Consider the following 25,964-nt stretch of genomic DNA (forward strand, 5'->3'; position numbering starts at 1 on the left):
CCAATCAACACCCAGGGTGTATAACTATAAAGCCCAGACGTTAATTACCTTGGGAGTACCCCATGTCTGCCGTCGCCCGAATTACCCACATCGCCCTGCATGTTACCGACTTGGCGGCCTGCGTAGCCTTCTACCGTCGATTCTGCGGCATGCAGCTGATCCACGAACGCCATAGCCACACACAGATCATCAGCTGGATGGCAGAGCCCGGTCGTGAGCGTGACTTTATCTTCGTACTGATGAATGGCGGCCAGGATCTGCAACTGCCGGACAACGACTACCGCCATTTCGGCTTCGCTCTGGCGAGCCGTGATGCCGTTGACAGCATCGCACAGCAGGCGCGCGATGCTGGCTGTCTGGTCTGGGCACCGCGGGACGAACCCTTCCCTGTGGGCTACTACTGCGGCCTGCGCGACCCCAACGGCAACTATGTGGAGTTCAGCTACGGTCAGCCGCTGGGGCCCGGGGCGGAGGACTTCGACAGGCTGCGCGAGGTCTGACCCAACTGATCTTGTTGTTGCATTGCCTGAGCCCGACAAAGGAATACGTTAGCAGGTGCAAAAACCTGTACAGTTAAATAGCTACCCACCTATATTCTTGCAAAGGAAGAGGCCCATGTGGTTAAGAACCAGCTGTGATCTGACCTTCGACATTACGGTGCCAACCCCCTTTGTGCTGATGCTGCGCCCACGCAGCGGAGCCCAGCAATGGATTGCCAGCGAACAATACAAACTGATCCCCAGCGTGCCCGTGTTCGAATTCACCGACAACTACGGCAATCTGTGCCAGCGTCTGATTGCCCCCCCCGGCGCCTTTGGCATTCATACCGCAGCCGAGGTCATGACCTCGGACCATATAGACCGCGCTCCCCGCGCCCATTTCGTCGAAATACAGAACCTGCCCGAGTCCGCACTCAACTACCTGCTGCCGAGTCGCTATTGTGAATCAGACCGCTTTAGCCAGATGGCCAACAGTATCACTGCGGGTTATACACTGGGCTACGATCAGGTTGCCGCGATCGAGGCCTGGTTGCGCGATACCATTCGCTATGAGCCCGGAAGCAGCGATATCCAGATTTCAGCGACCGAGGTAAATGCCCGCGGATATGGCGTATGCCGTGACCTGGCACATCTGGGAATTGCGCTCTGTCGCAGCCTGAGCATCCCTGCGCGCATGGTGGTGGGTTACCTGCATAATCTGGAACCCATGGATCTGCACGCCTGGTTCGAAGCCTATGTGGCCGATCGCTGGTATACCTTCGATGCCACCCAGGCCCAGCTGCACGGCGGCTACGTTGCCATCGGCTATGGCCGGGACGCCGCCGATGTCGCCGTCTATAACCAGTTTGGTCCGGCACTCTACCCCCGGCATCAACAGGTGCACGTGCAGCAGATTGATGAACAGGGATATGCTCACGGAGGCTGATCCTGCTCAGCGCCTGGACGCCAGCAACAGAAAGTCTACTTAACCTAGCTCAGCAGCCACTTCGGAATGATATTATGCAGCGCTACAAGATCGTGCATCACACCTACTACAACTTCTCCAACGAGGTTTCGCTGGGTGAACACACACTGCTGCTGCGACCGCGCGAAGACCATGAACTGCGCATCCAGGCGTTTTCCCTCGACATCAGCCCGGCGGCTACGCTGCTGTGGCATCGGGACGTAGAAGACAATTCAGTCGCCCTGGCCAATTTCACCCAGCCCTGCCGCCAGCTGGTCGTCAAAAGCGAAGTCATTATTCAGCAGTACAACGAAGCCCCGCTGGATTTCCTGGTGTCGGACTACGCACTGAGCTACCCGTTCAGCTACCAGCCGAATGACGAACCCATGCTGGCGCCCTACCATACGCTGCCCGACGCGCACACCAGCGCCATACTGCACGCCTGGATCGGCAATTTCTGGCAAGCGGGCGAGAAAATTCAGACCTACAGCCTGCTGCAGCGCATCGCCGAGCATATTTACCAGACCCTGAGTTATCGCGTGCGCGAAGAACCCGGCGTGCAGAGCGCCCGCCAGACGCTGGAATACGGTACCGGCTCCTGCCGCGACTTCGCCGTGCTCTTTATGGAAGCCGCCCGCTACCTGGGTCTGGCGGCCCGCTTTGTCAGCGGCTACCTGCACGCAATACTGGCGCCAGACAGCAACGGCGCCACCCATGCCTGGGCTGAAGTCTACCTGCCCGGCGCCGGCTGGAAGGGGTTTGACCCGACCATCGGCAAGATCGCCGGCACCGACCATATCGCCGTTGCCGTAGCACGCCTGCCCCATGCGGTTCCGCCCATTGCAGGCTCTTACCGCGGCAGCGCCAGCTCCACCCTGGATGTCGGGGTCTGGGTAACCAAGGTTTAGGTCGGCGGGTGATCTGGCGCCCTAAAACGCCTGGCAGGCTGCCGGAAAGCATTCGCGAGGCAGCCAGCCCAATGGCTGCGGCAAAGGTATGTGCAGCCCGACCACCAGACTCAATGAAAAGCCCCTTATTTCAGGTGCTGGCGCTTAGAAGCGATCAACGCGATAGGGCTGCGGATCAATCGGCGGCGCCTCCCCCGACATCATGCTGACCACCAGCTCTGCGCTGATTGCCGCCTGGGTCAGACCCAGATGCTGGTTGCCGAAGGCGAACCACAACCGTTGGTGCAGCGGGTGGCGGTCGATCACCGGCAGCGAATCCGGCAGCGTGGGTCTGTGTCCCATCCATTCCCGGGTCTTGAGCGCCGGGTTCGCCAGTGCCGGCAGCAGCGCCTGACTGTGATGACGCAACACCCGGAAACGGCGTGCGAAGGGCTTGAGCTTGAGGCCGCCGAGCTCGGTAAAGCCGACCGCGCGCAGGCCGGAGTCCAGTGGACTCATGACGAAACGCCGCTCCGCCGACCCGATCGGCCGGTTGAGTTCCGTACCCACACCCTCGAAGCTCAGGTGGTAGCCGCGCTCGGCTTCCAGCGGTACCTCAATACCGACACCCTGCAGCAGCGGTTTGCTCCAGGCACCGGCGCAGACCAGCACCTGGTCGAAGTGCAGCACCCCGGTGTCGGTCTGCAGGCCGACACCGTCATTGTCGGGCATCAGCTTCTCGACTGCCTGCTGCACGAAGTCTGCGCCCCGTGTCTGCAGAGCCTTGAACAGCTCCTGACACAGGCTGTAAGGTTCGCGTACCTGGCAGGCATCGGGAAAATAGAGTGCATGGCTGACAGTGCCGGCCAGCGCCGGCTCCAGCTCGACCAGTCGGGCACCCTGCACCAGCTCCGTGCGGATATTCCACTGCCGCAGATCCTCGGCATGACGGTGGGCATCGTCAAGCCGGTTCGAGGATTCCCATACCAGCAGATAGCCGGATCGGCACAGCTGTGCACTGGCACCTATATCCTCGAGGCAGCGTTGCCAGGCCGCAACTGCCGCACGATTGAGGGCGACCAGCCCATCCCGCGAGCGCGCGACTTGTGCCGGCCGGGCGGCCATGACGAAGCGCGCCAGCCAGGGCAGGATCCAATGCAGGTAGCGCAGCGGCAGCGCCAGCGGCCCGCGGGGGCTGAGCCACAGGCACAATGCCGAACGCAGTGTCTTCCCGGTGGACAACGGGTTGATCAGCTCGGTGGCGATATATCCGGCATTGCCGAAGGACGCGCCCTTGCCGGGTGCCTCCCGATCGATCAGGGTGACCCTGTACCCCTTGCGCTGAGCTTGCAGCGCACAACAGAGTCCCACAACCCCGGCGCCGATGATGGCAACGGTCGTGGGTTGGGAGCCGGTACGCGGTGCAGAACCAGGGGCGTGCATCAGATAGCTCCTGCGGTGTTGCTGGCGAGTACGGTGGTCGCCAGTTCGCGGTTTTGCGGATCGGCATCATCGGACTCGGCACGTTTGGAGAACCAACCGGTCTGGGCATAGATAATCCCGATGGCCGGCGACAGCCAGCAGGCAAAGGCCAGCGGCGCATAGAGCATATTGCTGTAATCGCCGGATACCACCGTCAGCCCCAGCGCGCCTATGACAAAGGCACCACCGGCATTCCAGGGTATCAGCGCGACCCAGAGGTTGGGCATTTCGATGTGCGCGGCTTGTTGTTGCATGTCCGGAACTCCTCACGATGAGTGATCTCGCTGCTCACCGCTATGCCATTGTTGTTTTAATAAACCCTGCTGCCGCACAGACTGTGCTCGCAGGATAACCTCCACGAACGGAGGGATTCCTCAAGCCGCAGGAGCAAACTTCAGGAAATAAAAAAGGGCCCTTCATACAGGAAGGACCCAAGAGGCATTCAGCTCTGAGTGCGGTACGCCAGAATGGCGGCCGCGAGGTCTTCTCGCGAATCCCCGACGGATTTGAACAGGGTGATCGCGTTTTCGGAATCAGACAGCGCAGCGCGGCCACCGTGCCGGCCAGAGCACAGATCCGCAAACTCGGCGACGATGCTGTCGGGGGTGATCGCGCCTTCGCGGATGGGTATGATCAGATCGCCGGTCTCGCTGAGCGCACCGGCCCGGACATCGACGAATACCTCGCAACGCTGCATGGCACTGTTGTCGGTTTCGCGCATGGTCGGCGTGAAGCTGCCAACCAGATCGAGGTGGGCGCCAGGCCTGAGCCAGTCCCCCAGCACCAGGGGTTCGGTGGCAAGGGTGGCGCAACTGATGATATCGGCCTCGCCGGCGGCCTGTTGCAACCCGTCGGCGCGACACACATGGGCGTCGATACCGTCGCTGCGCAATTCGGCCACCAGCGCCGAGGACGCCGCCTCATTGCGATCCCAGACGCGGACCCGGCGGATCGGCCGCACGCTCATGTGGGCCGGGATCAGCCGTCGTCCCATGCGGCCGGCACCGACCATCAGCAGCTCGCGGCTGTCTTCGCGGGACAGAAAACGGGATGCCAGCGCGGACGCCGCCGCGGTGCGGCGGGCCGTCAGCTCGTTACCCTCGAGCTGTGCCAGCGCATTGCCGGTCTTGCCGCAGCTGAGCAGGTAATGGCTGCTCAGGCCCGGCATATGGCGGGCACTGTTGCCGGGAAAGACGTTGACCTGCTTGACCCCCAGATATTCCCCCGGGATCCAGGCCGGCATCAGCAGCAAGGTCGCTTGCGGCTCGCCGGGAACTTCGACACCATGGTGATGACGCACCGGAGAACAGACGTCGTCGCGGGAAAAGATATCGCGCAGCGACTCGATCATGAGGTTCCAGGGCAGCGCATCACGGACCTGCTCGGCGTTCAGTTGCATATCGGCTTCTCCCGTTGGTAATCTGTCTTACCATGGTAACGAAACCGGCATCATTGCCATTGACCCAGACTCTGGCATTCCATACCCAGACTACGAAACTCCCCATCCAGCGCGGATTCGTCAATGAAGAACAGCCAGGCGCGGCGCAATCTGATCGCGCGACAAAGCGGCGAGCACAACCATGACCATGCCCAGGTGCTGATAGGCTGGCGCGGGCGCATGGACTGCCGCTTCGACGACACCGCCGGGTGCCTGGTCAGCGGCCGCGCCGCGCTGGTGCCGGCCGGTGCCGGTCACCTGTACGCGGGGCTGAGCGACGATAGCGAACTGCTGGTGATCGACGTTTCGTTCGTCGATCCCTATATAAGATCGCTGGAAAGCGCCTGCGCTCTGCAGTTCAGCGACACCCTGTTCCAGCGGCCGGAGATCATTACGCTGGATGCGGTGACACTGCCGCTACTGGATTTTGCCGCCACCCAGCTGCAACAGGCTCAGCAACCGGGCAAAGCCCTGATCAGTTGCCAGCTGGTATCCCTGTTCATGACACAGCTCTGTCAGCTCTATTCATCCGACAGTATCCGGCTAGCGGCCCGGGCACGCCTGGATATCACTGAACTGAACCGTTTCATCGACCGCCGCCTCGCCGAGCCACCTAGCAATGCGCAGCTGGCGAGCGCCATGAACCTCAGCGAAAGTCATTTTTACGCCCTGTGCCAGCGTCAGCTCGGCGTGACGCCTCAGCACTACCTGATGCACCGCCGCCTGCAACAGGCGCAGTACCTGCTACTCAACAGCCGCATGCCGCTCGCGGCCCTGGCGCAGGAAGTCGGCTTTGCCGATGCATCCAGCTTTTCCCGGGCTTTCAAGAACCACTTCAGTGAAACACCGGGCGCCGCCCGGCGTTCCATGCAGGCTCCGCGCCAAGCACACAGGGCTAGGACGCAATAAACCGCAGCCAGCAAAAAGGAGCCCACGGGCTCCTTTTTTACATTTAGCTATTAACATTCAGCTAGTTATGCTACCCGCAGGGGGTCGTTCAGACTTAACCGACCTTCTCACCCTTGGCCTGCAGATCGGCATGGTAGGACGAACGCACCAGCGGACCTGAAGCCACATGGGAGAAGCCCATTTCCTTGGCCTGACGTGCAAAGTCGTCGAACTCGTCCGGCGTTACGAAACGGTCGACCGGCAGGTGGCTGCGGCTTGGCTGCAGATACTGACCAATGGTGATCATGTCGACATTGTGTGCCCGCAGGTCACGCATGACCGCGACGATCTCTTCATTGGTTTCGCCCACGCCCACCATCAGGCCAGACTTGGTGCGGATACCGGGCTGACGCTGCTTGAAGCCTTCGAGCAGATCCAGTGACCATTCGTAGTCGGCGCCGGGGCGTACCTGCTTGTACAGGCGCGGCACGGTTTCCATGTTGTGGTTGAAAACATCCGGCGGTGTGGCACTGAGAATCTCCAGCGCAACATCCATGCGGCCGCGGAAATCCGGCACCAGGGTTTCAATTTCGATGGACGGTTGGCGCTCGCGGGTTTCGCGTACGCAGTCGGCGATATGCTGGGCACCGCCATCACGCAGGTCGTCGCGGTCAACCGAGGTGATAACCACATAGCGCAGACCCAGGTCCGCAATGGCGGTGGCCAGCTCGCGGGGCTCATCGGCGTTCAGCGCATTGGGGCGACCGTGGGCCACATCGCAGAACGGGCAGCGACGGGTGCAGATATCACCCATGATCATGAAGGTGGCGGTACCGTTGGTGAAGCACTCGCCGATATTCGGGCAGCTGGCTTCTTCACAGACGGAAGACAGTTTGTGCTCACGCAGCTTGGACTTGATGCGCTGTACCTCGGCAGAGGAGCCCATGCGCACTCGAAGCCAGGCGGGCTTGCGTGGCATTTCATCTTTCTCGGTGGGGATAACCTTCACCGGGATACGGGCGACCTTTTCGGCGCCGCGAAGTTTGACACCCTGCTCGACGCGCGCGCCAGCGGTTTTGTTATCAGAACTTGCCATACAATCGCTAATCCAATCTGGTTCTGCGGGACACCGTAGTATACCCGATTTTGTTGATCAAAATATCACCCATACGGCTGACGGCGGCCGCGCTGTCCAGCCCCGATACCAGGCTCGAGAGCTGGGTCATCGCCATGCCGGCATAGCCGCAGGGGTTGATGCGCAGGAAGGGCTCCATGTTCATGTCCAGGTTCAGCGCCAGGCCATGGAAGGAGCAGCCACGGCGCACCCGCAAGCCCAGCGAGCAAATCTTGGCATCGCCGACATAGACGCCGGGGGCATCCGGCTTGGGGTAGGCTTCAATTCCATACTCCCCCAGCAGCTCGACGACACTCTGCTCCATCAGATCCACCAGATCACGCACGCCCAGGCTTTTGCGACGCAGGTTCAGCAGCAGGTAGACCACCAGCTGACCGGGGCCATGGTAGGTCACCTGACCACCACGATCGGCCTGCACCACCGGAATGTCTCCGGCATTGAGCACATGCTCGGCCTTGCCGGCCTGCCCCTGGGTAAACACCGGAGCATGTTCCAGCAGCCAGATTTCATCCGGCGTCTGGTCATCGCGGCTATTGGTGAAGTCCTGCATCTGCTGCCAGCTAATGTCATAGGGCACCTGTCCCAGACTGCGCAGAATCAGCGTATCGGCAACGGCCATCAAATGACCATTTTGACGCGACCGGAGGACTTCAGGTCCTGGTGCATCTGCTCCAGCTGCTCGGCACCTGTGGCGGTAATGCAAAAGCGCACTGACTGGAAAGTGCCCTTGTTGCTGTCCTGCACCGTGACGCTGGCAACATCGAGATCCGGTGCGTACTTGAGCACGGTTTCGATGACGTAATCCCGAAAGTCGGTGCTGTTAACACCAATCACCTTGATCGGATAATCGGGGCAGGGAAACTCAATTTTTGGGGGTTGCTGTTCGCTCATTACTCACTCCCCCGTCATCAGCTGCTGCTGGTAACGGGCCAACAATTCAAACATTCGAGCCCAGACGGGCCCCTTGTTACCGCTGCCGATGGGGATATCATCCACCCTTGTCACCGGCACCACGCCGCGGGTCGAACTGGAAATCCAGACTTCGTCGGCATTCATCAGGCTATCGTAATCGATATCCACTTCCTGATACTGCATGCCGTTGGCATCGGCCAGGCCCAGTACCAGCTCCCGGGTAATTCCGCCCAGAATATCGGAGCTGCGCTTGGGCGTATAGATCACGCCCTGGCGCACCACAAAGAGATTGCAGGAGGTGCCTTCGGTCAGTACACCATCGCGCAGCAGCAGTGCCTCATCCGCACCCTGATCCCTCGCCTGCTGCAGCACCAGAATATTGGGCAGTAAACCGGTGGACTTGATATCACAGCGATGCCAGCGCAGGTCCGCTGTGACAATGGCGCTAAGACCAACCACATCCGCTGCCGCCACCGCGGCGAAATTGCGCACCGGCGCACAGCAGGCAAAGACCGTGGGTTTAAGCCTGGCATCATAGCTGTGGCTGCGGCTGCCGCAGTCACCACGGGTCACCTGCAGATATACCGACATGGTGCCGCCGCCATTGCGCTGTACCAGCTCGTCCATCAGCACGGCCCAGTCGATATCGGCCTGAATGCGCACCGCCCGCAGGCTGTGTTCCAGCCGGGCTATATGCTCCTGCAGCCTGAAGCCGATGCCGCGAAAATAGGGCACCACCTCATAAACACTGTCGCCGAACAGAAATCCGCGATCGAAAGGCGACACTGTCGCCTCTTCAGAGGCCATGAACTGACCCTTGAGATATACGATATTCATCGGCGTCCGGCTCCTCAATCCGTCGGCACTGTGCAGGCGGAAGGATCAGTGGGTACTTACTTTAAAGGTTTAGCCAATCAAACTGAGGAAGAACAGCAGGATGCTGTGCCAGATGCGCTTGAGCAGGCCACCCTCGGCGACATCCTCCAGCGCAACCAGCGGCACCTCGCGCACGGTTTCACCGTTGAGCGTCACCCGTAAACGGCCATATTCCTGCCCCTGCACGACCGGCGCCTCAATCACGCGATCCACATCCAGCGAGGCTTCCAGCTGATCGGTCTGGCCACGGGGTACAGTAACCGCCAGGGATTCGGCCAGTCCCAGACGCACTTCGCCACGCTGCCCCCCCCAGACAGTGGCGCTATTCAGCGGCGTGCCACCATCGTACAGCTTGTGGGTACGGTAGTAGCGGAACGCATAGGCCATCAGCTTCTGGGTTTCCTGCGCGCGCGACTCTTCACTGCTGGTGCCGAGCACTACGCTGATCAGGCGCATGTCGTCGCGCTTGGCCGACGCCACCAGGCAGTAGCCGGCTTCTTCGGTGTGACCGGTTTTCAGGCCGTCAACCGAGTCATCTCGCCACAGCAGGCGATTGCGGTTGGGCTGGCGAATTTCGTTGTAGGTGAAGTATTTCTCGGAATAAATCGGGTAGTTTTCCGGAAACTGGCGAATGATCGCCCGCGCCAGAATAGCCAGATCACGCGCCGTGGACATATGCTGATCCGCAGGCAATCCGGTGGCGTTGCGGAAATAAGTGTTCTTCATGCCCAGCAGGCCGGCATGCTGGTTCATCAGGTCGGCAAAGGCCGACTCGCTGCCGGCGATATGCTCCGCCACGGCAACAGAGGCATCGTTGCCCGACTGAATAATGATGCCCTGCAGCAGGTCGATAAGCTTGACCTGGGTACCTTCACGCACGAACATGCGCGAACCTTCGGTACGCCAGGCCTTTTCGCTGATCAGCACCATATCATCCTTGGAGATGTTGCCCTTGGCCAGTTCGTACTCGACTATATAGGCAGTCATCATCTTGGTCAGGCTGGCGGGTGCAAACTGCTCGTCTTCCTTGTCCGAGAGCAGAATCTCACCGGTTTCGGCATCCATCACCAGGTAGGAGGTAGCCGCGATCTGGGGCGAGGCCGGTATCAGCTCGGCCGGAGACAGTGTCGGGGTCGCGTTGAGCGTCGGAGTCGCGTTCAGGGTCGGCGTTTCAGCCTGTACGGGGCCTGTCAGAAGCAGTGAGCAGAGGAAAAAGCCGCATAGTCGAGTGTATATCGGTCGTTGAGCCATGATTCTCGTTATTCAGTTCGCGGGAAATTGGGTGCAGGGTAGACGTCTTGGGAGACTAAAAGTTCTACTCTACTCAGGCGATAAGGGTAAGTCCACCGGACGGGCGGCGGTGTAACCGGCATCAGCCAGCTGACGCATCAGGCGCGCTTCGGTTTCGCTGTCGGGCACAGGCCCCAGCTGCACCCGGTAAAGGGTGCGACCTTCCTGGGTCACGGGTGACACCCGCAGGTTCAGGCCCGCAGACAGCTGCCCAATATTCTGTTCGATGCGCTCGATGGCCGCACGGTCCGAGAAGGCGCCCACCTGCAGGTAGCGCCCAGGCCCTGAAGCCGCTTTTTTTCCGGCAGTCAGGGCGGGGGCCGCAGCCAGAGTCCCGCGCGGATCCAGCACTTCGAGCGAGACACGGGCCGTGCCCTCGCCCATCATGTCCAACCGCGACGCCGCCGCGTAGGACAGGTCAATTACCCGTCCTTCATGGAAGGGACCGCGGTCATTCACCCGCACCACCACGCTGCGGTTGTTATCGAGGTTTGTCACCCGAACATAGCTCGGCAGCGGCAGCGACTTGTGCGCTGCCGTCATACTGAACATGTCGTAGACTTCGCCATTGGACGTTTCATAGCCATGGAACTTGCGTCCATACCAGGACGCGGTGCCCTGCTCGCGATAGCCCAGCGCGTTGTCCAGAATGTGGTAACGCTGCCCCAACACCTCGTAAGGACTGCGATTCCCCCTCAGGCTTTTGGGCTCCAGCCGCGGCACGGCATCGGGCACCTTGGACACATCCACCATTTCCAGCGGCGCCTTGTCGTGCTGCATGGAATAACGACCGGCATTGGCTTCGGGGACGCGGCTAGCGCCGGTGCTGTCTTCAGTCTGTTTTACCGAGGACGAGCAACCGGCCAGCAACGCCAGCAGCAGCCCCAGATACAGGCGCACTTGTGTGAAACTCACCCCTGCTTGCTCCCCCGGTAGGCGGCGCCGATCATCTGGCTGAGTTCATGCACCGCCATGCCGTACAGACGGCTGTGGTTATAGCGGGTGATGACGTAGAAGTTGTGCAGACCAAAGCGGTATTCGTCACCTTCGGCCATCTCCAGCTGCATCAGGGTCGCCTTCTGCGTCTGATCAAGATCCTTGCGGGTGTTGATACCCCGCTCGGCCCACTGCGCCAGGGTGACTTCGGGTTCGAGACCGGCATTGAACCAGCTGGCGTCTGTGGTGCCGTTGATCACCACATTGCTGATCACAGGCTCACCCTTTTTCCAGCCGTGGCGAGAAAAATAGTTGGCGACGCTGCCGATGGCATCCACCGGATTGCTCCAGATATCACGCTTGTTGTCGCCATCGAAGTCCACCGCATAGGCGCGAAAGCTCGACGGGATAAACTGGCCGTATCCCATGGCGCCGGCGTAGGAGCCCTTGAGCGACAGTGGATCAACCTTTTCTTCCTGCACCAGCTGCACGTATTCCTTCAGCTCGCCGCGAAAAAAGGCGCCGCGCTTGGGATAATCAAACCCCAGCGTCGCCAGCGCATCAATCACGCGGTAACTGCCGGTAATGCGCCCGTAACGGGTTTCAACGCCGATAATGGCGACAATCACCTCAGCCGGCACACCGAACTGCTGCTCGGCCCGGGCCAGGGTATCGGCGTTCTCGCGCCAGAACTGAAGGCCCTGGTCGATACGCTTCTGTTCAATAAAGATCTTGCGGTACTCGCCCCAGGTCAGATGCTTTTCCGCCGGGCGCGACATGGCCTTGAGAATAGACTCCTGGCGCTGCGCCTGATCAAGCAGGCTCATCAGATAGGCGCGATCCACGCCTTCGGCCACCATCTCGTCGATCAGCCCCTGCGCCTCGGGATACTGCGAATAGCCGGTGCCGGCATCTGCCGCCGCCGGGGCGGGAGCTGCGTCCTTGCTGACATGACCAACCGCTGTTGAAGCACAACCGGTTTGCAATACCAGCGCCAGTGTAACCAAAGCGGGAACCAAAACTTTTTGCATACTTAATCCCTGTTTATCGACGCAGCATCTGCCGATGGGTGTGAACCGACATCATAATGCCGAACCCTGCCATCAGCGTCACAATAGAGGTACCGCCATAACTGATCAAGGGCAGCGGCACACCAACCACCGGCAAGAGTCCGCTGACCATGCCGATGTTTACAAATACATACACAAAGAACGTCAGGATAATGCTGCCCGCCACCAGACGGCCAAAGCTGTCCGGCGCCCGGCTGGCAATGATCAGGCCGCGGCCGATCACCAGCAGATACAGGAACAGCAGAATCAGCACACCGATCAGACCCATTTCCTCGGCAATGACCGCGATAATGAAGTCGGTGTGGGACTCCGGCAGAAAATCCAGCTGCGACTGGGTGCCGGCCATATAGCCCTTGCCCCAGACACCGCCTGAACCTATGGCGGTCTTGGACTGGATAATGTTCCAGCCACTGCCCAGCGGATCGCTCTCGGGGTCCAGAAAAGTGAGTACCCGCTGACGCTGATAGTCTTTCATCACCATCCAGAGCCCGGGCAGCGCCGCCCCGGCAGCCACCAGGGCGGCCAGCACATAGCGCCAGAGAATGCCCGACAGCAGCAGCACGAAAATGCCGGAGGCCGCAATCAGCAGCGAGGTGCCAAGGTCCGGCTGTTTCATGATCATGACCGACGGAATGCCCAGCAGCACCAGCGAGACAATAATGTGCAACGGTCGCGGAGGCAACGGCCGGCTCGAAAGATACCAGGCAATCATCAGCGGTAGCACCAGCTTGGTGATTTCCGATGGCTGAAAACGGAACCCCGGCAGTGCCAGCCAGCGCTGCGCACCCTTGGCACCCACCCCGACCAGCAGCACTGCCAGCAACAGCAGTACGCTGGCGGCAAACATCCAGGGCGCCCAGCGCGCCAGATGGCGCGGATTGACCTGGGCCAACCCGACCAGCACCACCAGAGCCGCTCCCATGCGCATCGCCTGCCGGCTGACGTAACCGACGTCCTGCCCGGATGCGCTATAGAGCACGAAAAGCCCGAAGCCACACAGCATCAGCAGGAACAGCAGCATCCAGGCATCCAGATGGGTATGGGACCACCAGCCCGGGCGCTTTGCCAGATGCTGGCCGGACTCCGGCATGGTGCGCTGAAAATCGCGCAGGCTCATGCCACAACCCCCAAGGCTGCAACAGAGAACAGCTGTCCCATAGTCAGTGATTCAGTCGTCATCGTGATATTTCCACTTCCTGCAGCACTTCTTCTGCCATCGGATCTTGGCTGGGGTCTATGCCCAGCAGCCAGGCATCCATGACCTGACGCGCTATGGGTGCTGCCGTACTGGAGCCGCCGCCGCCGTTTTCCACTACCACGGCCACGGCGATCTGGGGATCGTCCGCCGGCGCAAAGGCGAGGAAGAGCGCATGGTCACGGTTGCGTTCCGACAGTTTGGAAGCATCGTAACGTTCATCCTGCTTGATACCCACCACCTGAGCGGTACCGGTCTTGCCGGCGATGATATAACTTGAGTCCTTGCCGACCTTGCGCGCGGTACCGCGCTCGCCGTGCATAACATCCACCATGCCCTGGATCACCTGCTGCCAGTACGTATCGGACTTCAGGGTCACGTCTGCAGGCACGGGCTCAGCATCATCCAGCGGCGGCATGTTGATACGGATATCGCCGTCCTCGCCCTGGGTGCGCACCCCCTGCAACAGCTTGGGCTGCACCCACTTGCCGCGGTTGGCCAGTACAGTGGCGGCCGTTGCCAGCTGCAGCGGCGTTGCTACGAAAAAGCCCTGACCGATACTGAGGTTGACCGAGTCACCGGGATACCAGGGGCGCTTGCGGGCGCGGCGTTTCCATTCCTTGGATGGCAGCACCGCCGGTACCGCTTCGGGCAGATCCAGACTGGTCACAGCGCCAAAACCAAAGCGCCCCAGGTAATCCGACATCTTGTCCACTCCCATGCGGTAGCCGACATCGTAAAACCAGACGTCACAGGACTGGGCCAGCGCCAGATTCAGGTCCACCCGGCCATGGCCGCCGCGCTTCCAGTCCCGGTAGCGGCGCCCGCCCTGACTGAGGGTAAAGAAACCCGGATCCCACACTGAATGACTCGGTGATACAGTGCCGGAATCCAACGCCGCCAGGGCAATCACCGGCTTGATGGTCGACCCCGGCGGGTAACCGCCGCGCAGCGCACGGTTGAACAGCGGCAGGTCGGGCGAGTCTCGCAGCGCGCTGTAGTCGGTGGTCGAAATACCGGTCACAAACAGGTTGGGGTCATAGCCCGGCTCGCTCACCAGCGCCAGAATGCCGCCCGTTTTGGGGTCGATCGCCACCACCGAGGCACGACGCCCATCGAGCAGCCGTTCGGTGATCTGCTGCAAGCGCAGATCAAGGCTCAGCACCAGATCATCCCCCGGCACCGGATCGACGCGTTCCAGCACGCGCAAGACTCGGCCACGGGCATTGGTTTCGACCTTCTGGAAGCCCACCTGGCCGTGCAGCTGCGGCTCGTAGAATTTTTCGATACCCAGCTTGCCGATATAGTGCGTGGCGGCGTAGTTGTTGGCCTCCACCCGCTGCAGCTCTGCCTCGTTTATACGCCCGACATAGCCCAGCGCATGCACCACTGCCTCGCCGTAGGGGTAGTAGCGGATCAGATCCGCCTCAACCTGCACGCCCGGCAAGCGGTGATAGTTGACGGCAATGCGGGCAATCTCGAGCTCGGTGAGACGAAAACGCACCGGCACCGTTTCGAACGGGCGGCGGCGCTGGTGGTAGCGCTTCTGAAAGCGTTCAAGCTCGGATTCAGTGATGGGAATCAGCTGTTTCAGAATTGCCAGGGTGCCGTCGAGATCCTTCACCTCTTCCTTGAGCACCGTCACGCTGTAGCTGGGACGGTTGTCGGCCAGCAAAACGCCATTGCGGTCGTAAATCAGGCCACGGGTCGGCGCCACCGGCTGCAGATGCACCCGGTTGTCCTCCGACATGGCGGCATAACGGTCGTACTGCACGACCTGGAGGAAATAGAGCCGGCCAACCAGCACCGCCACCAGCGCGATTACCAGCACAAAGGCCAGCATTGCCCGGGCACCAAAGGTGCGGCTTTCCTGGCTGTAATCCTTGAAGCGTTCGAAGGCCATGAAATCGCTATTTGTGGTAGGGGTGACCCTGCAAAATGGTACAGGCACGGTAGAGCTGCTCTGCCAGCAGCACGCGCACCAGCGGATGGGGCAACGTCAGCGCCGACAACGACCAGCGCTGCTCAGCCGCCGCACTGCAGCGGGCATCCAGACCGTCCGGACCGCCGATCAGCAAGGAGACGTTTCGACCGCCCATGCGCCAGCCTTCCATGTTCGAGGCCAGTTGCTCGGTCGACCAGTTGCGACCTTCCACCTCCAGCGCCACCACCAGATCTCCCTTGGGGATGGCCGCCAGCATCTGATCGCCTTCCTGGCGCTTGGCCCGGGCGATATCCGCGCCCTTGCCCCGATGACCCAGCGTCAACTCCACCAGCTCCAGCGTCAAATCCGCCGGCAGCCGCTTGGCGTACTCATCGTAGCCCTGGGTGACCCAGCCAGGCATCTTGCCGCCAACGGCAATCAGACGTACTTTCATTGCCGTTACTCTGCCGCCTTAGCCGCGTCAAAGCTCCACAGCCGTTCCAGATCATAGAAGCTGCGGGCATCCGGCATCATGACATGGACAACGATATCGCCCAGATCCACCAGCACCCAGTCACCGCCGGTCTGGCCTTCGGTGCCCAGCGGTATTACGCCCGCTTCTTTCGCCTTATCGATCACTTCCTGGGAAATGGAGTTCACATGGCGATGGGAGGTTCCGCTGGCGATCAGCATGAAGTCGGTCACGCTGGATTTGCCCTGCACATCCAGTACCACAACATCTTTGGCTTTCATATCTTCCAGCGCGGTTTGCGCCAGGGTGACCAGTTGATCAATCCGCATCTTGGGTTAACTATCCTCTTCAATCACGTAAAGTTTGTGTTGTTGCATATAGTGCCAGACGGGGTCCGGACACAGGTATCGGGGTGACAGCCCCTTCGCCACCAGCTGGCGAATCTGGGTGGCCGAGATGCTCAGCGGCGTCAGTTCGTGCATCAGCACGCGACCACAGGGCGATCCCAGCACTGTCCTCAGCGAACGGGTTTCGTGGGCACGGAAAAAACGCTGCATCCGCTCATCCGGCTCGTATACATAACCTGGCCGGCACACCACTATGATGTGACAGTAGTCAGGCAGCTGTTCCCAGCCATGCCAGCTGGCCAGCCCGAGGTAGGCATCCATGCCCAGCACCATGCACAGCGACCGGTCGGGGCCGATTTCGGCCCGCAACGACTGCAGCGTGAGCAGGCTGTAGGACGGCTGGTCCGACAGCACCTCGCGCGCATCCACCCGCAGGGCCGGTTCTTGCTCCACCGCCAGGCCTACCATGGCCAGACGCTGTTCCGACGAGCAGCCGGGCTGCTCGCGGTGCACCGGGATCTTCGACGGAATCAGGCAGACCTGTTCGACCCCCATCCACTGCTGGATCTCCAGCGCGGTGCGCAGGTGGCCATTGTGCACGGGGTCAAAGGTGCCGCCCATGAAAACCAGGGCATCCGCAGGGCCGGTATTGGTCATGTCCGTTTACTGACGGATATGACCATCACCCAGCACCACGTATTTCTGCGACGTCAGGCCTTCTAGGCCAACAGGGCCACGGGCATGAATCTTGTCCGTGGAAATACCAATCTCGGCCCCCAGGCCGTACTCGAAACCATCGGCAAAGCGCGTCGAGGCATTTACCATCACCGAGCTGGAATCCACTTCCCGCAGGAAGCGCCGCGACTTGGTGTAGTTTTCCGTGACGATGGCATCGGTATGGTGAGAACCGTAGGTGTTGATATGGCTGATGGCCTCATCCATGCCGTCGAGCACACGGATCGACAGTATGGGGGCCAGGTATTCTGTGGACCAGTCTTCCTGCGTTGCCGCCACAATCTGCGGCAACAGCGCACGGGTGCGTTCACAGCCGCGCAGCTCGACGCCGGCCTGCTCATAGGCGCCGGCCAGCTCCGGCAGCACCTTGGCGGCCACACTGCTGTCGACCAGCAGGGTTTCCATGGTGTTGCAGGTGCCGTAGCGGTGCGTCTTGGCATTGAGCGCTATATTAATCGCCTTGGAGGTGTCGGCATCGCTGTCGATAAAGACATGGCAGATACCGTCCAGATGCTTGATCACCGGCACCCGCGCATCACGGCTGACCCGCTCGATCAGGCCCTTGCCGCCGCGGGGTACTATAACGTCGACGTACTCCGGCATGGTAATCAGTTGTCCCACGGCGGCACGGTCTGTGGTTTCAACCACCTGCACCGCCGTCTGCGGCAGTCCTGCGCGCTTGAGGCCCGCGGCAATGCAGGCCGCAATCGCCTGATTGGAATGAATCGATTCGGAGCCACCACGCAAGATCGCGGCATTACCGGACTTCAGGCACAGGCTCGCCGCCTCGACCGTCACATTGGGACGCGACTCATAGATGATGCCGATCACGCCCAGCGGCACGCGCATCTTGCCGACCTGGATACCGCTGGGGCGATAGTTCATATCGGTGATTCCACCTATGGGGTCTGCCAGTGTCGCCACCTGATGCAGGCCCTCGATCATGGTATCGATACGCGCCGGTGTCAGTTCCAGACGGTCCAGCATGGCTGCATCCAGACCATTGGCCTTGCCGTTTTCCAGATCCTGTCGGTTGGCACTGGCCAGCACCTCGCGGGCAGCCTCCAGGGCTTCTGCCATATACAGCAGCGTCTTGTTCTTGATGCCGGTTTCAGCCCGCGCCATCAGCCGCGACGCTTCGCGTGCACGCTGACCCAGCTCGATCATGTATGCCTCTACGTTCATGCCCTGCCCTTAGCTCCGGTCGTTAACCTGCGCATTATACCGTCGGGAACCCGGATGTTGCATGAAGGATTTCACTTTTGCTGCAAGCGTCGAATACGGCACCCGAATCGATGCATCAACAGATCACTGCAGCCGGCGTTTTAAATGGCGTCTGGGTGCGCTGCAACATGCAGCCCGGCAGCACTGTGCCGGCCCCGGTTGAGCTGTTATGATCGGTTTCGTCCAATTTCCACGCGCCCCTGGATAACCCAGCACACTATGTCCGCAGTCCAGCCCCATATCACCGCCATTCCGTCCCCGTTGCGTCGTCGCCTGCTGCTGCAACTGGCCATGATTATGACCTTTGGCCTGCTGCTCAGCGGCGGCTACCTCTGGTTCAGCGCCAGCAAGGATGCCCAGGCACAGACGCTGGCATCCGGCGGCAAGCTGATGCGCCAGTCCGCCGTGCTGCTGCAGCCGCTGCTGCTGGCCGACGACCGGGTTAGCCTGAACTACCTTATTAACGAGCTTGGCGATCAGCCCGAAGTGCGCGGCATCGCACTCTATAACCAGACCAACGAACTGGTCGCCCGCAGCGGCGAAGCCGAAGGACCGCTGGAACGCGAACTGGTGCTGGAGCGCGAGCAGCAGACCCTGGGCCGCATGCTGTTCTGGCTCGATCCGGCCCCTGCCCGGGAGCAGCGCCTGGGGCAGCTGCCCCTGGTGGCCATGCTCTGGCTCGGCAGCGCCCTGGTGTCCCTGCTGACCCTGGCCATGACGCTGAATCCTCGCCCGCCACGCGAACCCCTCGATGCCGAAGAATACGATGAAGCCCTGACGGATGCCGAGCTGGAAGAAGAACCAGGCGCAGCGCTGGATGCAGAACCGATGCACGAGCTGAACGCAATGGCCTTCTCGACGGAAAATCCGGATGCGGCGGACCTGCACCAGGATAACGCCGATACTGAAGCCGATCCCCGGCGCTACGATTTCCCGGCCGAAGACGCAGACGCATCGGACGCAGCCCCCGAGGATTATCAGCTCCTCGACGACGATGAGTTTGATCCCGACCAGGGCAGTGATCCGTACGACGATCAGAACGACGCCTCGAACAAGCGCCGACAGCCTGATCGGGAAGAGTCAGGCTTCGAGGGACTGCTGGATCTGCTGCGGCCGGTGAAGGAGCGGCTGATGCCCCGTTTCATGCCCTCGGCGCCGCAGCCGGAAGAATTCGAGCGCACCCAGGAGCCGCGCTTTATCGACGAGGATCTGGAGTTTGACGACGATGAGCCAGCCGCGGCCGAACCCGAGCGCCCCAGCGCGCCCAATCCGCTGCGCGAACGCGCCGAGACTCAGCTGGGCCTTTACAGTTTTGAGCACGAACTGGAACTGATACTGACGCCGGAAGAGGCCAGCTATCTGCTGCTGATCGACGCCGCCAGCGGCCATGCCGAGTATGTCGACGAGAACGAGCGTACCGAACTGCTGACCCACTACGGCCAGTTCGCCCATCAGATCGCCGCCATTTACAGTGGTGACATCGAGCCACAGGACAACGGCGACGTTCGCATCTGGTTCCGCCAGCCCACCGACGACGACGCCCACGGTGCCAATGCCCTCTGTGCCGCCAAGCTGTTCACCCTGCTGTACCGGGCCTTTAACCAGAGCCGCATTCGCTGTTTCCAGCCGGTACTGAACCTGCATATAGCACTGGTACGCGGCAACTGCCAGAAGCCCTCACTGATGCTGGAAGAAGTCCAGTTCCTGACCCGCAGCACCCAGAGTAACGAGCTGATCAGCCACACGGCGCTGACCGAAGTTCCGGACCTGAAGGGCAATCTGCTGGAGCACGCCGATATCAGGCGCGAGGACGAAGACAAGGTACTGATCCATCGCCTGAGCGAGGATTACGAGGAACTGCTGCAGCGACAGGCCAGCCACCTGATGAGCAAGACAGACTGACCTCAGCCGGAGGCACCACAGACCAGACAGCAAAAAGGCGCTGGCGACACAGAGGTCGCCAGCGCCTTTTTCGTATTTCAGAGCGCGTGCAGGCGCTGCCCGCTACTCGCTACCGTCCACTTCCAGACGATCAACCCGCTGATAGCCCCGCGGCAGCTTGTTGCCGCGTCGGCCACGCTCGCCACGATAGTGATCGATCTCCGCCGGCTTGAGCTTGAGATGCTGCCGCCCGGCATGTACCACCAGGGTCCGGTCCGGATCCAGCGTCACCAGTGCGGTCAGATACTCTTCCCGCGCCTTGGCCCTTGCCCCAGGGATATTGATGATCTTGTTGCCCTTGCCCCGCGCCAGCTCCGGCAGATCCGCCACAGGGAAGACCAGCAGCCGGCCTTCATTGGTGACCGCCGCCAGCAGGTCCCGTGCCACATCCTTCACCAGAATGGGCATCAGGGTCAGGCTCGCCTCCGGCAGCGTCAGCGCCGCCTTGCCGTTCTTGGTCTTGCTGCTCAGATCAGACACCTTGGCGATAAAGCCATAGCCCGCATCCGAGGCCAGCAACACCCGATCGTTATCTTGCCCCGAGAACATGCCTTCGATGGTCGCACCCTTGGGTAGCGACAGCTGGCTGGTCACAGGCTCGCCCTGTCCCCGCGCCGACGGCAGCGTGTGGGTATCCAGGGTATAGCTGCGCCCGGTCGAGTCGAGCAGCAATGTCGGCTGATTCATGCGCCCGGTACAGGCCAGTTTGAAACTGTCACCGGACTTGTAACTCAGCCCTTGGGCATCGATCTCGTGGCCCTTGGCGGCACGAATCCAGCCCTGCTTTGAAATCACCACCGTCACGGGATCGGCGCTGAGCAGGTCCTTCTCGCTGAAGGCCTGGGCTTCGTTGCGCTGCACTATGGGCGAACGGCGGTCATCGCCGTAGGTCTTAGCGTCTTCCTTCAGCTCATCCTTGATCAGCTTGCGCAGACGCGCGTCTGAGCCCAGGATTTCCTCGAGGCGCTTGCGCTCGGCCTCCAGTTCGTCCTGCTCGGCGCGGATCTTGAACTCTTCCAGCTTGGCCAGGTGGCGCAGCTTGAGCTCCAGAATCGCCTCGGCCTGGCGCTCGCTGATATTGAAGCGCCGGATCATCTCGGCCTTGGGCTCCTCCTCGTAGCGGATGATGGCAATCACCTCGTCGATATTGAGGTAGGCGATCATCAGACCTTCGAGCAGGTGCAACCGGTCCAGCACCTTGTCGAGACGGTGCTGCAGACGGCGGCGCACCACCTGGGTTCGCCAGCTCAGCCACTCGGTCAGGATCTGACGCAGATCCTTCACCTGGGGCCGGCCATCAATGCCGATCATGTTGAGGTTGACGCGGTAGCTGCGTTCCAGATCGGTGGAGGCAAACAGATGTGCCATCAGCTGGTCGATATCAACGCGATTGGAGCGCGGAATGATCACCAGCCGGGTGGGGTTTTCGTGATCGGATTCATCCCGCAGATCCGCCACCATCGGCAGCTTCTTGGCCTGCATCTGACCTGCGATCTGTTCCAGAATCTTGGCGCCTGAGACCTGATGCGGCAGCGCCGTGACCACAATTTCACCCTGCTCGCGGATATAGACCGCACGCATGCGCACCGAGCCGCGACCGGTTTCATAGAGCTTGCGCAGCTCATGGGCCGGCGTAATGATTTCGGCGTCCGTGGGCATGTCCGGCCCCGGAATGAATTCGCACAGCGACTGCACATCCGCCGAAGGATGGTCCAGCAGGTGCAGACAGGCCTGGGTCACTTCACGCAGATTGTGCGGCGGTATATCGGTCGCCATGCCCACGGCAATGCCGGTGGTGCCGTTGAGCAGCACATTGGGCAGACGCGCCGGCAGTACCGCGGGCTCCTGCAGGGTGGCGTCAAAGTTCGGCAGCCAGTCAACCGTGCCCTGGCCCAGCTCGCGCAGCAGCAGCTCGGCATAGGGCGCCAGGCGCGACTCGGTATATCGCATGGCGGCAAAGGACTTGGGATCGTCGGGCGAGCCCCAGTTACCCTGGCCATCGACCAGCGGGTAGCGGTAGCTGAACGGCTGCGCCATCAGCACCATGGCCTCGTAGCAGGCCGAATCACCGTGGGGGTGGAACTTGCCCAGCACGTCGCCGACGGTACGGGCCGATTTCTTGTACTTGGCCGTCGCCTTGAGGCCCAGCTCCGACATGGCATAGACGATGCGTCGCTGCACCGGTTTCATGCCATCGCCAATATGCGGCAGGGCGCGGTCGAGAATGACGTACATGGAATAATCCAGATAGGCCTTCTCGCTGAAATCTTTCAGCGACAATCGCTCGACGCCGTTCTCAAAAGTGGATTCTGTACTCATTTCAAAATTCCGTCAGTGCATCTGATGCCGTTGCCCGACCTCAGATATCGGCCAGGTTGCCCTTGATCTCGAGCCAGCTCTTGCGATCCGGCGAGCGCTTCTTGGCCAGCAGCATGTCCATGGTCTCGTCGGTGTCGTCACCCTCGTCCGTATCAATGGTGAGCTGCACCAGACGGCGGGTATCCGGCGCCATGGTGGTCTCACGCAACTGCAGCGGATTCATTTCACCCAGACCCTTGAAGCGCTGCACGCCAATCTTGGCGTTTTTGCGTTCGGCACGAATGCGCTCGATAATGCCGTTCTTCTCGTCCTCGTCCAGGGCATAGAACACTTCCTTGGCGACATCGATACGAAACAGTGGCGGCATGGCGACATGAATATGACCGGCCGCCACCAGCGGGCGGAAATGACGCGCAAACAGGGCGCACAGCAGGGTGGCGATGTGCAGACCGTCGGAGTCGGCGTCGGCAAGAATGCAGACCTTGCCGTAGCGCAGACCTGCAAGATTGTCGGAGCCGGGTTCAACACCAATGGCCACGGAGATATCGTGAATTTCCTGCGACCCCAGCACCTCGCCGGAGTCCACTTCCCAGGTATTCAGGATCTTGCCACGCAGCGGCATGATGGCCTGAAATTCGCGATCCCGCGCCTGCTTGGCCGAGCCCCCGGCCGAGTCACCCTCCACCAGAAACAGCTCGGACTGCATGGCATCACCGCCGGAGCAGTCCGCCAGTTTGCCCGGCAGTGCAGGCCCCTGGGTCACCTTCTTGCGCACTACTTTCTTGTTGGACCGCAGGCGACGCTGGGCATTGCTGATGACCAGCTCCGCCAGTTGCTCACCCTCTTCCACATGGCGGTTCAGCCAGAGGGAGAAGGCATCCTTGATGGCACCGGAAATAAAGGCGGCAATCTTGCGTGACGACAGGCGCTCTTTCGTCTGGCCGGCAAACTGCGGGTCCCGCATCTTGGCCGAGAGGATATAGCAGCAGCGCTCCCAGACATCATCAGCACTGAGCTTGACGCCCCGTGGCAGCAGGTTGCGGAACTCGCAGAACTCGCGCATGGCTTCGAGAAGGCCGGTACGAAAGCCGTTCACATGGGTGCCGCCCTGGGCTGTGGGAATCAGGTTGACGTAGCTTTCGCCCACCATGTCACCGCCATCCACCAGCCACTGCACGGCCCACTCCACCGCGTCTTCTTCACCGGTAAGACTACCGCTGAAGGGCTCTGCCGGCAGCGCCTCGAATACCTGGGTCGACCCCTTGAGGTAGGCCACCAGGCCATCTTCGTAGTACCACTCGTCTTTCTCGGCCTTGGCATCGCCCTGGTCTATAAAGGTGACCCGCAACCCCGGACAGAGTACCGCCTTGGCGCGCAGCACATGCTTGAGACGCGGTACGCTGAATTTCGGGCTGTCGAAGTATTTCGGGTCCGGTGAGAAGCGCAGGCTGGTGCCGGTATTGCGCTTGCCACAATTGTCGACGACTTCGAGCTCGGAGACCTTGTCGCCATCGGCAAAGCCAATGCGATAGACATTGCCATCACGCTTGACCTGCACTTCCAGCAGGCGCGACAGGGCATTGACCACAGACACGCCCACGCCGTGCAGGCCGCCGGAGAACTGGTAGTTGTCATTATTGAACTTGCCGCCGGAATGCAGCCGCGTGAGGATCAGCTCAACGCCACTGACCTTCTCTTCGGGGTGGATATCCACCGGCATGCCACGGCCGTCGTCGCTCACGGTCATGGAGCCGTCCTTGTGCAGCACGACGTCGATCTGTTTGGCGTGGCCGGCCAGCGCCTCATCGACGGAGTTGTCGATCACCTCCTGGGCCAGGTGGTTGGGACGGTCGGTTTCGGTATACATGCCCGGCCGGCGTTTTACCGGATCCAGACCACTGAGGACTTCAATCGCCTCGGCTGTGTATTGTGTCGCCATCGGTTGCGGATTCCTGTCAATGCGATAGCTGGGAGAAAGGTAAGGCTACGGGTTCGGGCAACTCGATACGCCCGGCCGCAAAGGCGAGAATCGCCGGCAGCAGATTCTCGAAACGGTCAAAACCATGGCTGCCACCTGGCTGCACAAACTGCACGCAGCCCGCATAACGGGCCACCGCCTCGCGATAATCCAGGGTTTCATCCCCGCTCTGCTGCAGCAGCAGATAACGCTCCTGAGCATGCAGTTCGGGGCAGACCAGCGCCTCCAGCTGGGCCAGATGCAGCGGCGTCAGCTGGTAGTGTTCGTGGGTATAGAGATTTTCGTTGTCGCCGAGCCAGCCGGCCAGCAGCGTCTGGGGCGCTACGGCCGGGTTGACCAGCGCGCAGCGACAGTGCGGGTATTTTTCCACCAGCGCGGTACTGTAAAACCCGCCCAGTGAACTGCCCACCAGCAGCACGGGCTGCTGCGGGTCTGCCACCAGCGCTTCGAGCTGCGCCATGGCCTCTGCGGGCCAGTGCGACAGAGCCGGCACGCTGTAGTGCGCCGCCAAACCCTCACCTTCGAGGTAGTCACCCAGGATGCGGGCCTTGATGGACGCGGGGGAACTGTTAAAGCCGTGAACATAGATAAAATGGGTCTGCGTCATCCCCGCTCCTTGCTGATACTACATGGCGGAACCATACCGGAGGGGCCTAGTTGACGCAATCCGGCATATCGACGCGACACAGCCTTGCATCTATGCGGCCATCATCCTGCAGCGCGTAATAGCGATAGCCGGGACGCGCCAGCGCAGCGTCGGTTTCCAGCTGAAAATTGTCGCAGCCCGCCTGGAACTGCATCGCGGTGGAAGGCGCCGCAAACAGCTGTATCTGGCCGCGCTGCAGATGCTGCTGCTGGTGTACATGACCGAACATCAGCCCGCGCACCTGCGGACAACGATCAACAACGGCCCAGAACTGCGCGGCATTGCCCAGCATGATGGCATCCTGCCAGGCACTGCCAAGGGCCACTGGATTATGATGCAAGGCGATAAACACCCAGCGCTGGCCGACGCTCTGCAGTTGCTGGCGCAGCCATTCAAGCTCCGCGTCGGACAGGCTGCCGCTACCACGGCCATCGGGATGAGTGGTGGAATCCAGCAGCAGAATGCGCCAGTGCTCGCTGTCGATCAGCTTGCAGCCCAGTGCCGGCTCCTGCGCCTCAAGCGCCTGCATGGACCCAGGCACATCATGATTGCCCGCCAGCCAGTGGCGCTGTGCTGCCAGGCCAGCAACAGAATCCAGCAGCCGCCGGTAGGCATCGGGCGCGCCGTGATGCGTCAGATCACCGGTCAGCAACAGCAGGTCGGCCTGTGCAAAGCGCTGACGCGCATCAGCGGCCACGGCCTGCAGATGACAGAGGGGATCAATACCACGGAACAGGCCACCGGGCTCCGGGCTTAGATGGCAGTCACTCAACTGCAGCAGGCGAAGGGGCATTTCAGACAGCTCTTGAAACAGCGCTATTACACA

General features: G+C 61.1%; 25 protein-coding genes. 5 read left to right on the forward strand and 20 right to left on the reverse strand.

Annotated features, from left to right (window positions below; translation table 11 throughout):
- Positions 1–62: 62 nt before the first annotated feature.
- The 3 genes from MRS74_RS00350 to MRS74_RS00360 all read left to right on the forward strand — a co-directional run bounded on the left by MRS74_RS00350 (position 63) and on the right by MRS74_RS00360 (position 2,351).
- Positions 63–500: a VOC family protein gene (locus tag MRS74_RS00350; protein ID WP_254578282.1), complete on the forward strand. Its 438-nt coding sequence runs from the start codon at positions 63–65 to the stop codon at positions 498–500.
- 115 nt (positions 501–615) lie between these two features.
- Positions 616–1,425: a transglutaminase-like domain-containing protein gene (locus tag MRS74_RS00355; protein WP_254578283.1), complete on the forward strand. Its 810-nt coding sequence runs from the start codon at positions 616–618 to the stop codon at positions 1,423–1,425.
- A 74-nt stretch (positions 1,426–1,499) separates the two neighbouring features.
- A complete protein-coding gene (locus tag MRS74_RS00360) occupies positions 1,500–2,351 on the forward strand; it encodes a transglutaminase family protein (RefSeq protein ID WP_254578284.1) in 852 nt (283 codons plus the stop codon).
- A 144-nt stretch (positions 2,352–2,495) separates the two neighbouring features.
- On the opposite strand, the gene MRS74_RS00365 is transcribed toward MRS74_RS00360, so the two are convergent.
- The 3 genes from MRS74_RS00365 to lhpI all read right to left on the reverse strand — a co-directional run bounded on the left by MRS74_RS00365 (position 2,496) and on the right by lhpI (position 5,211).
- Positions 2,496–3,773: an NAD(P)/FAD-dependent oxidoreductase gene (locus MRS74_RS00365; RefSeq protein WP_254578285.1), complete on the reverse strand. Its 1,278-nt coding sequence runs from the start codon at positions 3,771–3,773 to the stop codon at positions 2,496–2,498.
- The gene (locus MRS74_RS00370) at positions 3,773–4,066 is read right to left on the reverse strand and encodes a hypothetical protein (protein WP_306421932.1); all 294 of its coding nucleotides are present in this window, start codon (positions 4,064–4,066) and stop codon (positions 3,773–3,775) included. The genes MRS74_RS00365 and MRS74_RS00370 overlap by 1 nt, the downstream gene beginning before the upstream one ends.
- Positions 4,067–4,254: 188 nt before the next feature.
- The gene (gene lhpI / locus MRS74_RS00375) at positions 4,255–5,211 is read right to left on the reverse strand and encodes a bifunctional Delta(1)-pyrroline-2-carboxylate/Delta(1)-piperideine-2-carboxylate reductase (protein ID WP_254578286.1); all 957 of its coding nucleotides are present in this window, start codon (positions 5,209–5,211) and stop codon (positions 4,255–4,257) included.
- Between the two features lie 123 nt (positions 5,212–5,334).
- Here lhpI and MRS74_RS00380 point away from each other — a divergent pair, with 123 nt between their 5' ends.
- Positions 5,335–6,159, forward strand: a complete 825-nt coding sequence (locus tag MRS74_RS00380; protein ID WP_254578287.1) for an AraC family transcriptional regulator — start codon at positions 5,335–5,337, stop codon at positions 6,157–6,159.
- 94 nt (positions 6,160–6,253) lie between these two features.
- Here the strand turns inward: MRS74_RS00380 and lipA are convergent, their stop codons facing one another.
- The 13 genes from lipA to MRS74_RS00445 all read right to left on the reverse strand — a co-directional run bounded on the left by lipA (position 6,254) and on the right by MRS74_RS00445 (position 18,215).
- Entirely contained in the window at positions 6,254–7,234 is a 981-nt protein-coding gene (gene lipA, locus MRS74_RS00385; protein ID WP_254578288.1) for a lipoyl synthase, read from the reverse strand.
- Positions 7,235–7,241: 7 nt separating this feature from the next.
- Positions 7,242–7,892 carry a lipoyl(octanoyl) transferase LipB gene (gene lipB, locus MRS74_RS00390; protein ID WP_254578289.1) on the reverse strand — a complete coding sequence of 217 codons (651 nt, stop codon included), beginning with the start codon at positions 7,890–7,892 and terminating at the stop codon, positions 7,242–7,244.
- Complete coding sequence (locus tag MRS74_RS00395) at positions 7,892–8,164, reverse strand: YbeD family protein (RefSeq protein ID WP_254578290.1); 273 nt, start codon at positions 8,162–8,164, stop codon at positions 7,892–7,894. Before MRS74_RS00395 ends, lipB begins: the two co-directional genes overlap by 1 nt.
- Positions 8,165–8,167: 3 nt before the next feature.
- Positions 8,168–9,022 (reverse strand): aminotransferase class IV, encoded by an 855-nt coding sequence (locus MRS74_RS00400; protein ID WP_254578291.1) that lies wholly within the window; start codon positions 9,020–9,022, stop codon positions 8,168–8,170.
- Between the two features lie 69 nt (positions 9,023–9,091).
- Positions 9,092–10,312, reverse strand: coding sequence for a D-alanyl-D-alanine carboxypeptidase family protein (locus tag MRS74_RS00405; protein ID WP_254578292.1), 1,221 nt, complete (start codon positions 10,310–10,312; stop codon positions 9,092–9,094).
- Positions 10,313–10,381: 69 nt separating this feature from the next.
- On the reverse strand, positions 10,382–11,266 hold the full coding sequence (locus tag MRS74_RS00410) for a septal ring lytic transglycosylase RlpA family protein (protein ID WP_254578293.1): 885 nt from the start codon (positions 11,264–11,266) through the stop codon (positions 10,382–10,384).
- Complete coding sequence (gene mltB, locus MRS74_RS00415) at positions 11,263–12,318, reverse strand: lytic murein transglycosylase B (RefSeq protein ID WP_254578294.1); 1,056 nt, start codon at positions 12,316–12,318, stop codon at positions 11,263–11,265. The genes MRS74_RS00410 and mltB overlap by 4 nt, the downstream gene beginning before the upstream one ends.
- Before the next feature lie 13 nt (positions 12,319–12,331).
- The gene (gene rodA, locus MRS74_RS00420) at positions 12,332–13,474 is read right to left on the reverse strand and encodes a rod shape-determining protein RodA (protein ID WP_254578295.1); all 1,143 of its coding nucleotides are present in this window, start codon (positions 13,472–13,474) and stop codon (positions 12,332–12,334) included.
- A 58-nt stretch (positions 13,475–13,532) separates the two neighbouring features.
- Positions 13,533–15,455, reverse strand: coding sequence for a penicillin-binding protein 2 (mrdA, locus tag MRS74_RS00425; protein WP_254578296.1), 1,923 nt, complete (start codon positions 15,453–15,455; stop codon positions 13,533–13,535).
- 7 nt (positions 15,456–15,462) lie between these two features.
- Positions 15,463–15,930: a 23S rRNA (pseudouridine(1915)-N(3))-methyltransferase RlmH gene (rlmH, locus tag MRS74_RS00430; protein ID WP_254578297.1), complete on the reverse strand. Its 468-nt coding sequence runs from the start codon at positions 15,928–15,930 to the stop codon at positions 15,463–15,465.
- 5 nt (positions 15,931–15,935) lie between these two features.
- Positions 15,936–16,277 (reverse strand): ribosome silencing factor, encoded by a 342-nt coding sequence (rsfS, locus tag MRS74_RS00435; protein WP_254578298.1) that lies wholly within the window; start codon positions 16,275–16,277, stop codon positions 15,936–15,938.
- A 6-nt stretch (positions 16,278–16,283) separates the two neighbouring features.
- Positions 16,284–16,952 (reverse strand): nicotinate-nucleotide adenylyltransferase, encoded by a 669-nt coding sequence (gene nadD / locus MRS74_RS00440; RefSeq protein WP_254578299.1) that lies wholly within the window; start codon positions 16,950–16,952, stop codon positions 16,284–16,286.
- Positions 16,953–16,958: 6 nt separating this feature from the next.
- Positions 16,959–18,215 (reverse strand): glutamate-5-semialdehyde dehydrogenase, encoded by a 1,257-nt coding sequence (locus MRS74_RS00445; protein WP_254578300.1) that lies wholly within the window; start codon positions 18,213–18,215, stop codon positions 16,959–16,961.
- Between the two features lie 258 nt (positions 18,216–18,473).
- Here MRS74_RS00445 and MRS74_RS00450 point away from each other — a divergent pair, with 258 nt between their 5' ends.
- Entirely contained in the window at positions 18,474–20,156 is a 1,683-nt protein-coding gene (locus MRS74_RS00450; protein WP_254578301.1) for a hypothetical protein, read from the forward strand.
- Between the two features lie 102 nt (positions 20,157–20,258).
- Here MRS74_RS00450 and parC read toward each other — a convergent pair whose 3' ends face one another.
- Genes parC through MRS74_RS00470 form a run of 4 tightly spaced genes read right to left on the reverse strand, consistent with a single transcriptional unit; the run spans position 20,259 to position 25,931 of the window.
- Positions 20,259–22,514: a DNA topoisomerase IV subunit A gene (gene parC, locus MRS74_RS00455; protein ID WP_254578302.1), complete on the reverse strand. Its 2,256-nt coding sequence runs from the start codon at positions 22,512–22,514 to the stop codon at positions 20,259–20,261.
- A gap of 40 nt (positions 22,515–22,554) precedes the next feature.
- Complete coding sequence (gene parE, locus MRS74_RS00460; protein ID WP_254578303.1) at positions 22,555–24,453, reverse strand: DNA topoisomerase IV subunit B; 1,899 nt, start codon at positions 24,451–24,453, stop codon at positions 22,555–22,557.
- Positions 24,454–24,469: 16 nt separating this feature from the next.
- The gene (locus MRS74_RS00465) at positions 24,470–25,099 is read right to left on the reverse strand and encodes a YqiA/YcfP family alpha/beta fold hydrolase (protein ID WP_254578304.1); all 630 of its coding nucleotides are present in this window, start codon (positions 25,097–25,099) and stop codon (positions 24,470–24,472) included.
- Positions 25,100–25,145: 46 nt separating this feature from the next.
- Entirely contained in the window at positions 25,146–25,931 is a 786-nt protein-coding gene (locus tag MRS74_RS00470) for a metallophosphoesterase (RefSeq protein WP_254578305.1), read from the reverse strand.
- Positions 25,932–25,964: the final 33 nt, after the last annotated feature.

Source organism: Marinobacterium sedimentorum (assembly GCF_024267675.1).
GTDB lineage: Bacteria > Pseudomonadota > Gammaproteobacteria > Pseudomonadales > Balneatricaceae > Marinobacterium_A > Marinobacterium_A sedimentorum.

Bases quoted from the DNA above. Each gene is read 5' to 3' on its own strand.
- MRS74_RS00355 (WP_254578283.1), top strand. From the start codon at position 616: ATGTGGTTAAGAACCAGCTGTGATCTGACCTTCGACATTACGGTGCCA.
- nadD (WP_254578299.1), bottom strand. From the start codon at position 16,952: ATGACCAATACCGGCCCTGCGGATGCCCTGGTTTTCATGGGCGGCACC.
- MRS74_RS00445 (WP_254578300.1), bottom strand. From the start codon at position 18,215: ATGAACGTAGAGGCATACATGATCGAGCTGGGTCAGCGTGCACGCGAA.
- MRS74_RS00450 (WP_254578301.1), top strand. From the start codon at position 18,474: ATGTCCGCAGTCCAGCCCCATATCACCGCCATTCCGTCCCCGTTGCGT.
- MRS74_RS00350 (WP_254578282.1), top strand. From the start codon at position 63: ATGTCTGCCGTCGCCCGAATTACCCACATCGCCCTGCATGTTACCGAC.
- rodA (WP_254578295.1), bottom strand. From the start codon at position 13,474: ATGAGCCTGCGCGATTTTCAGCGCACCATGCCGGAGTCCGGCCAGCAT.
- rlmH (WP_254578297.1), bottom strand. From the start codon at position 15,930: ATGAAAGTACGTCTGATTGCCGTTGGCGGCAAGATGCCTGGCTGGGTC.
- MRS74_RS00395 (WP_254578290.1), bottom strand. From the start codon at position 8,164: ATGAGCGAACAGCAACCCCCAAAAATTGAGTTTCCCTGCCCCGATTAT.
- lhpI (WP_254578286.1), bottom strand. From the start codon at position 5,211: ATGCAACTGAACGCCGAGCAGGTCCGTGATGCGCTGCCCTGGAACCTC.
- rsfS (WP_254578298.1), bottom strand. From the start codon at position 16,277: ATGCGGATTGATCAACTGGTCACCCTGGCGCAAACCGCGCTGGAAGAT.
- parC (WP_254578302.1), bottom strand. From the start codon at position 22,514: ATGAGTACAGAATCCACTTTTGAGAACGGCGTCGAGCGATTGTCGCTG.
- MRS74_RS00405 (WP_254578292.1), bottom strand. From the start codon at position 10,312: ATGGCTCAACGACCGATATACACTCGACTATGCGGCTTTTTCCTCTGC.
- lipB (WP_254578289.1), bottom strand. From the start codon at position 7,892: ATGGCCGTTGCCGATACGCTGATTCTGCGCAGTCTGGGACAGGTGCCC.
- MRS74_RS00360 (WP_254578284.1), top strand. From the start codon at position 1,500: ATGCAGCGCTACAAGATCGTGCATCACACCTACTACAACTTCTCCAAC.
- lipA (WP_254578288.1), bottom strand. From the start codon at position 7,234: ATGGCAAGTTCTGATAACAAAACCGCTGGCGCGCGCGTCGAGCAGGGT.
- MRS74_RS00365 (WP_254578285.1), bottom strand. From the start codon at position 3,773: ATGCACGCCCCTGGTTCTGCACCGCGTACCGGCTCCCAACCCACGACC.
- parE (WP_254578303.1), bottom strand. From the start codon at position 24,453: ATGGCGACACAATACACAGCCGAGGCGATTGAAGTCCTCAGTGGTCTG.
- MRS74_RS00400 (WP_254578291.1), bottom strand. From the start codon at position 9,022: ATGAATATCGTATATCTCAAGGGTCAGTTCATGGCCTCTGAAGAGGCG.
- MRS74_RS00380 (WP_254578287.1), top strand. From the start codon at position 5,335: ATGAAGAACAGCCAGGCGCGGCGCAATCTGATCGCGCGACAAAGCGGC.
- MRS74_RS00370 (WP_306421932.1), bottom strand. From the start codon at position 4,066: ATGCAACAACAAGCCGCGCACATCGAAATGCCCAACCTCTGGGTCGCG.
- mrdA (WP_254578296.1), bottom strand. From the start codon at position 15,455: ATGGCCTTCGAACGCTTCAAGGATTACAGCCAGGAAAGCCGCACCTTT.
- MRS74_RS00470 (WP_254578305.1), bottom strand. From the start codon at position 25,931: ATGCCCCTTCGCCTGCTGCAGTTGAGTGACTGCCATCTAAGCCCGGAG.
- MRS74_RS00465 (WP_254578304.1), bottom strand. From the start codon at position 25,099: ATGACGCAGACCCATTTTATCTATGTTCACGGCTTTAACAGTTCCCCC.
- mltB (WP_254578294.1), bottom strand. From the start codon at position 12,318: ATGCAAAAAGTTTTGGTTCCCGCTTTGGTTACACTGGCGCTGGTATTG.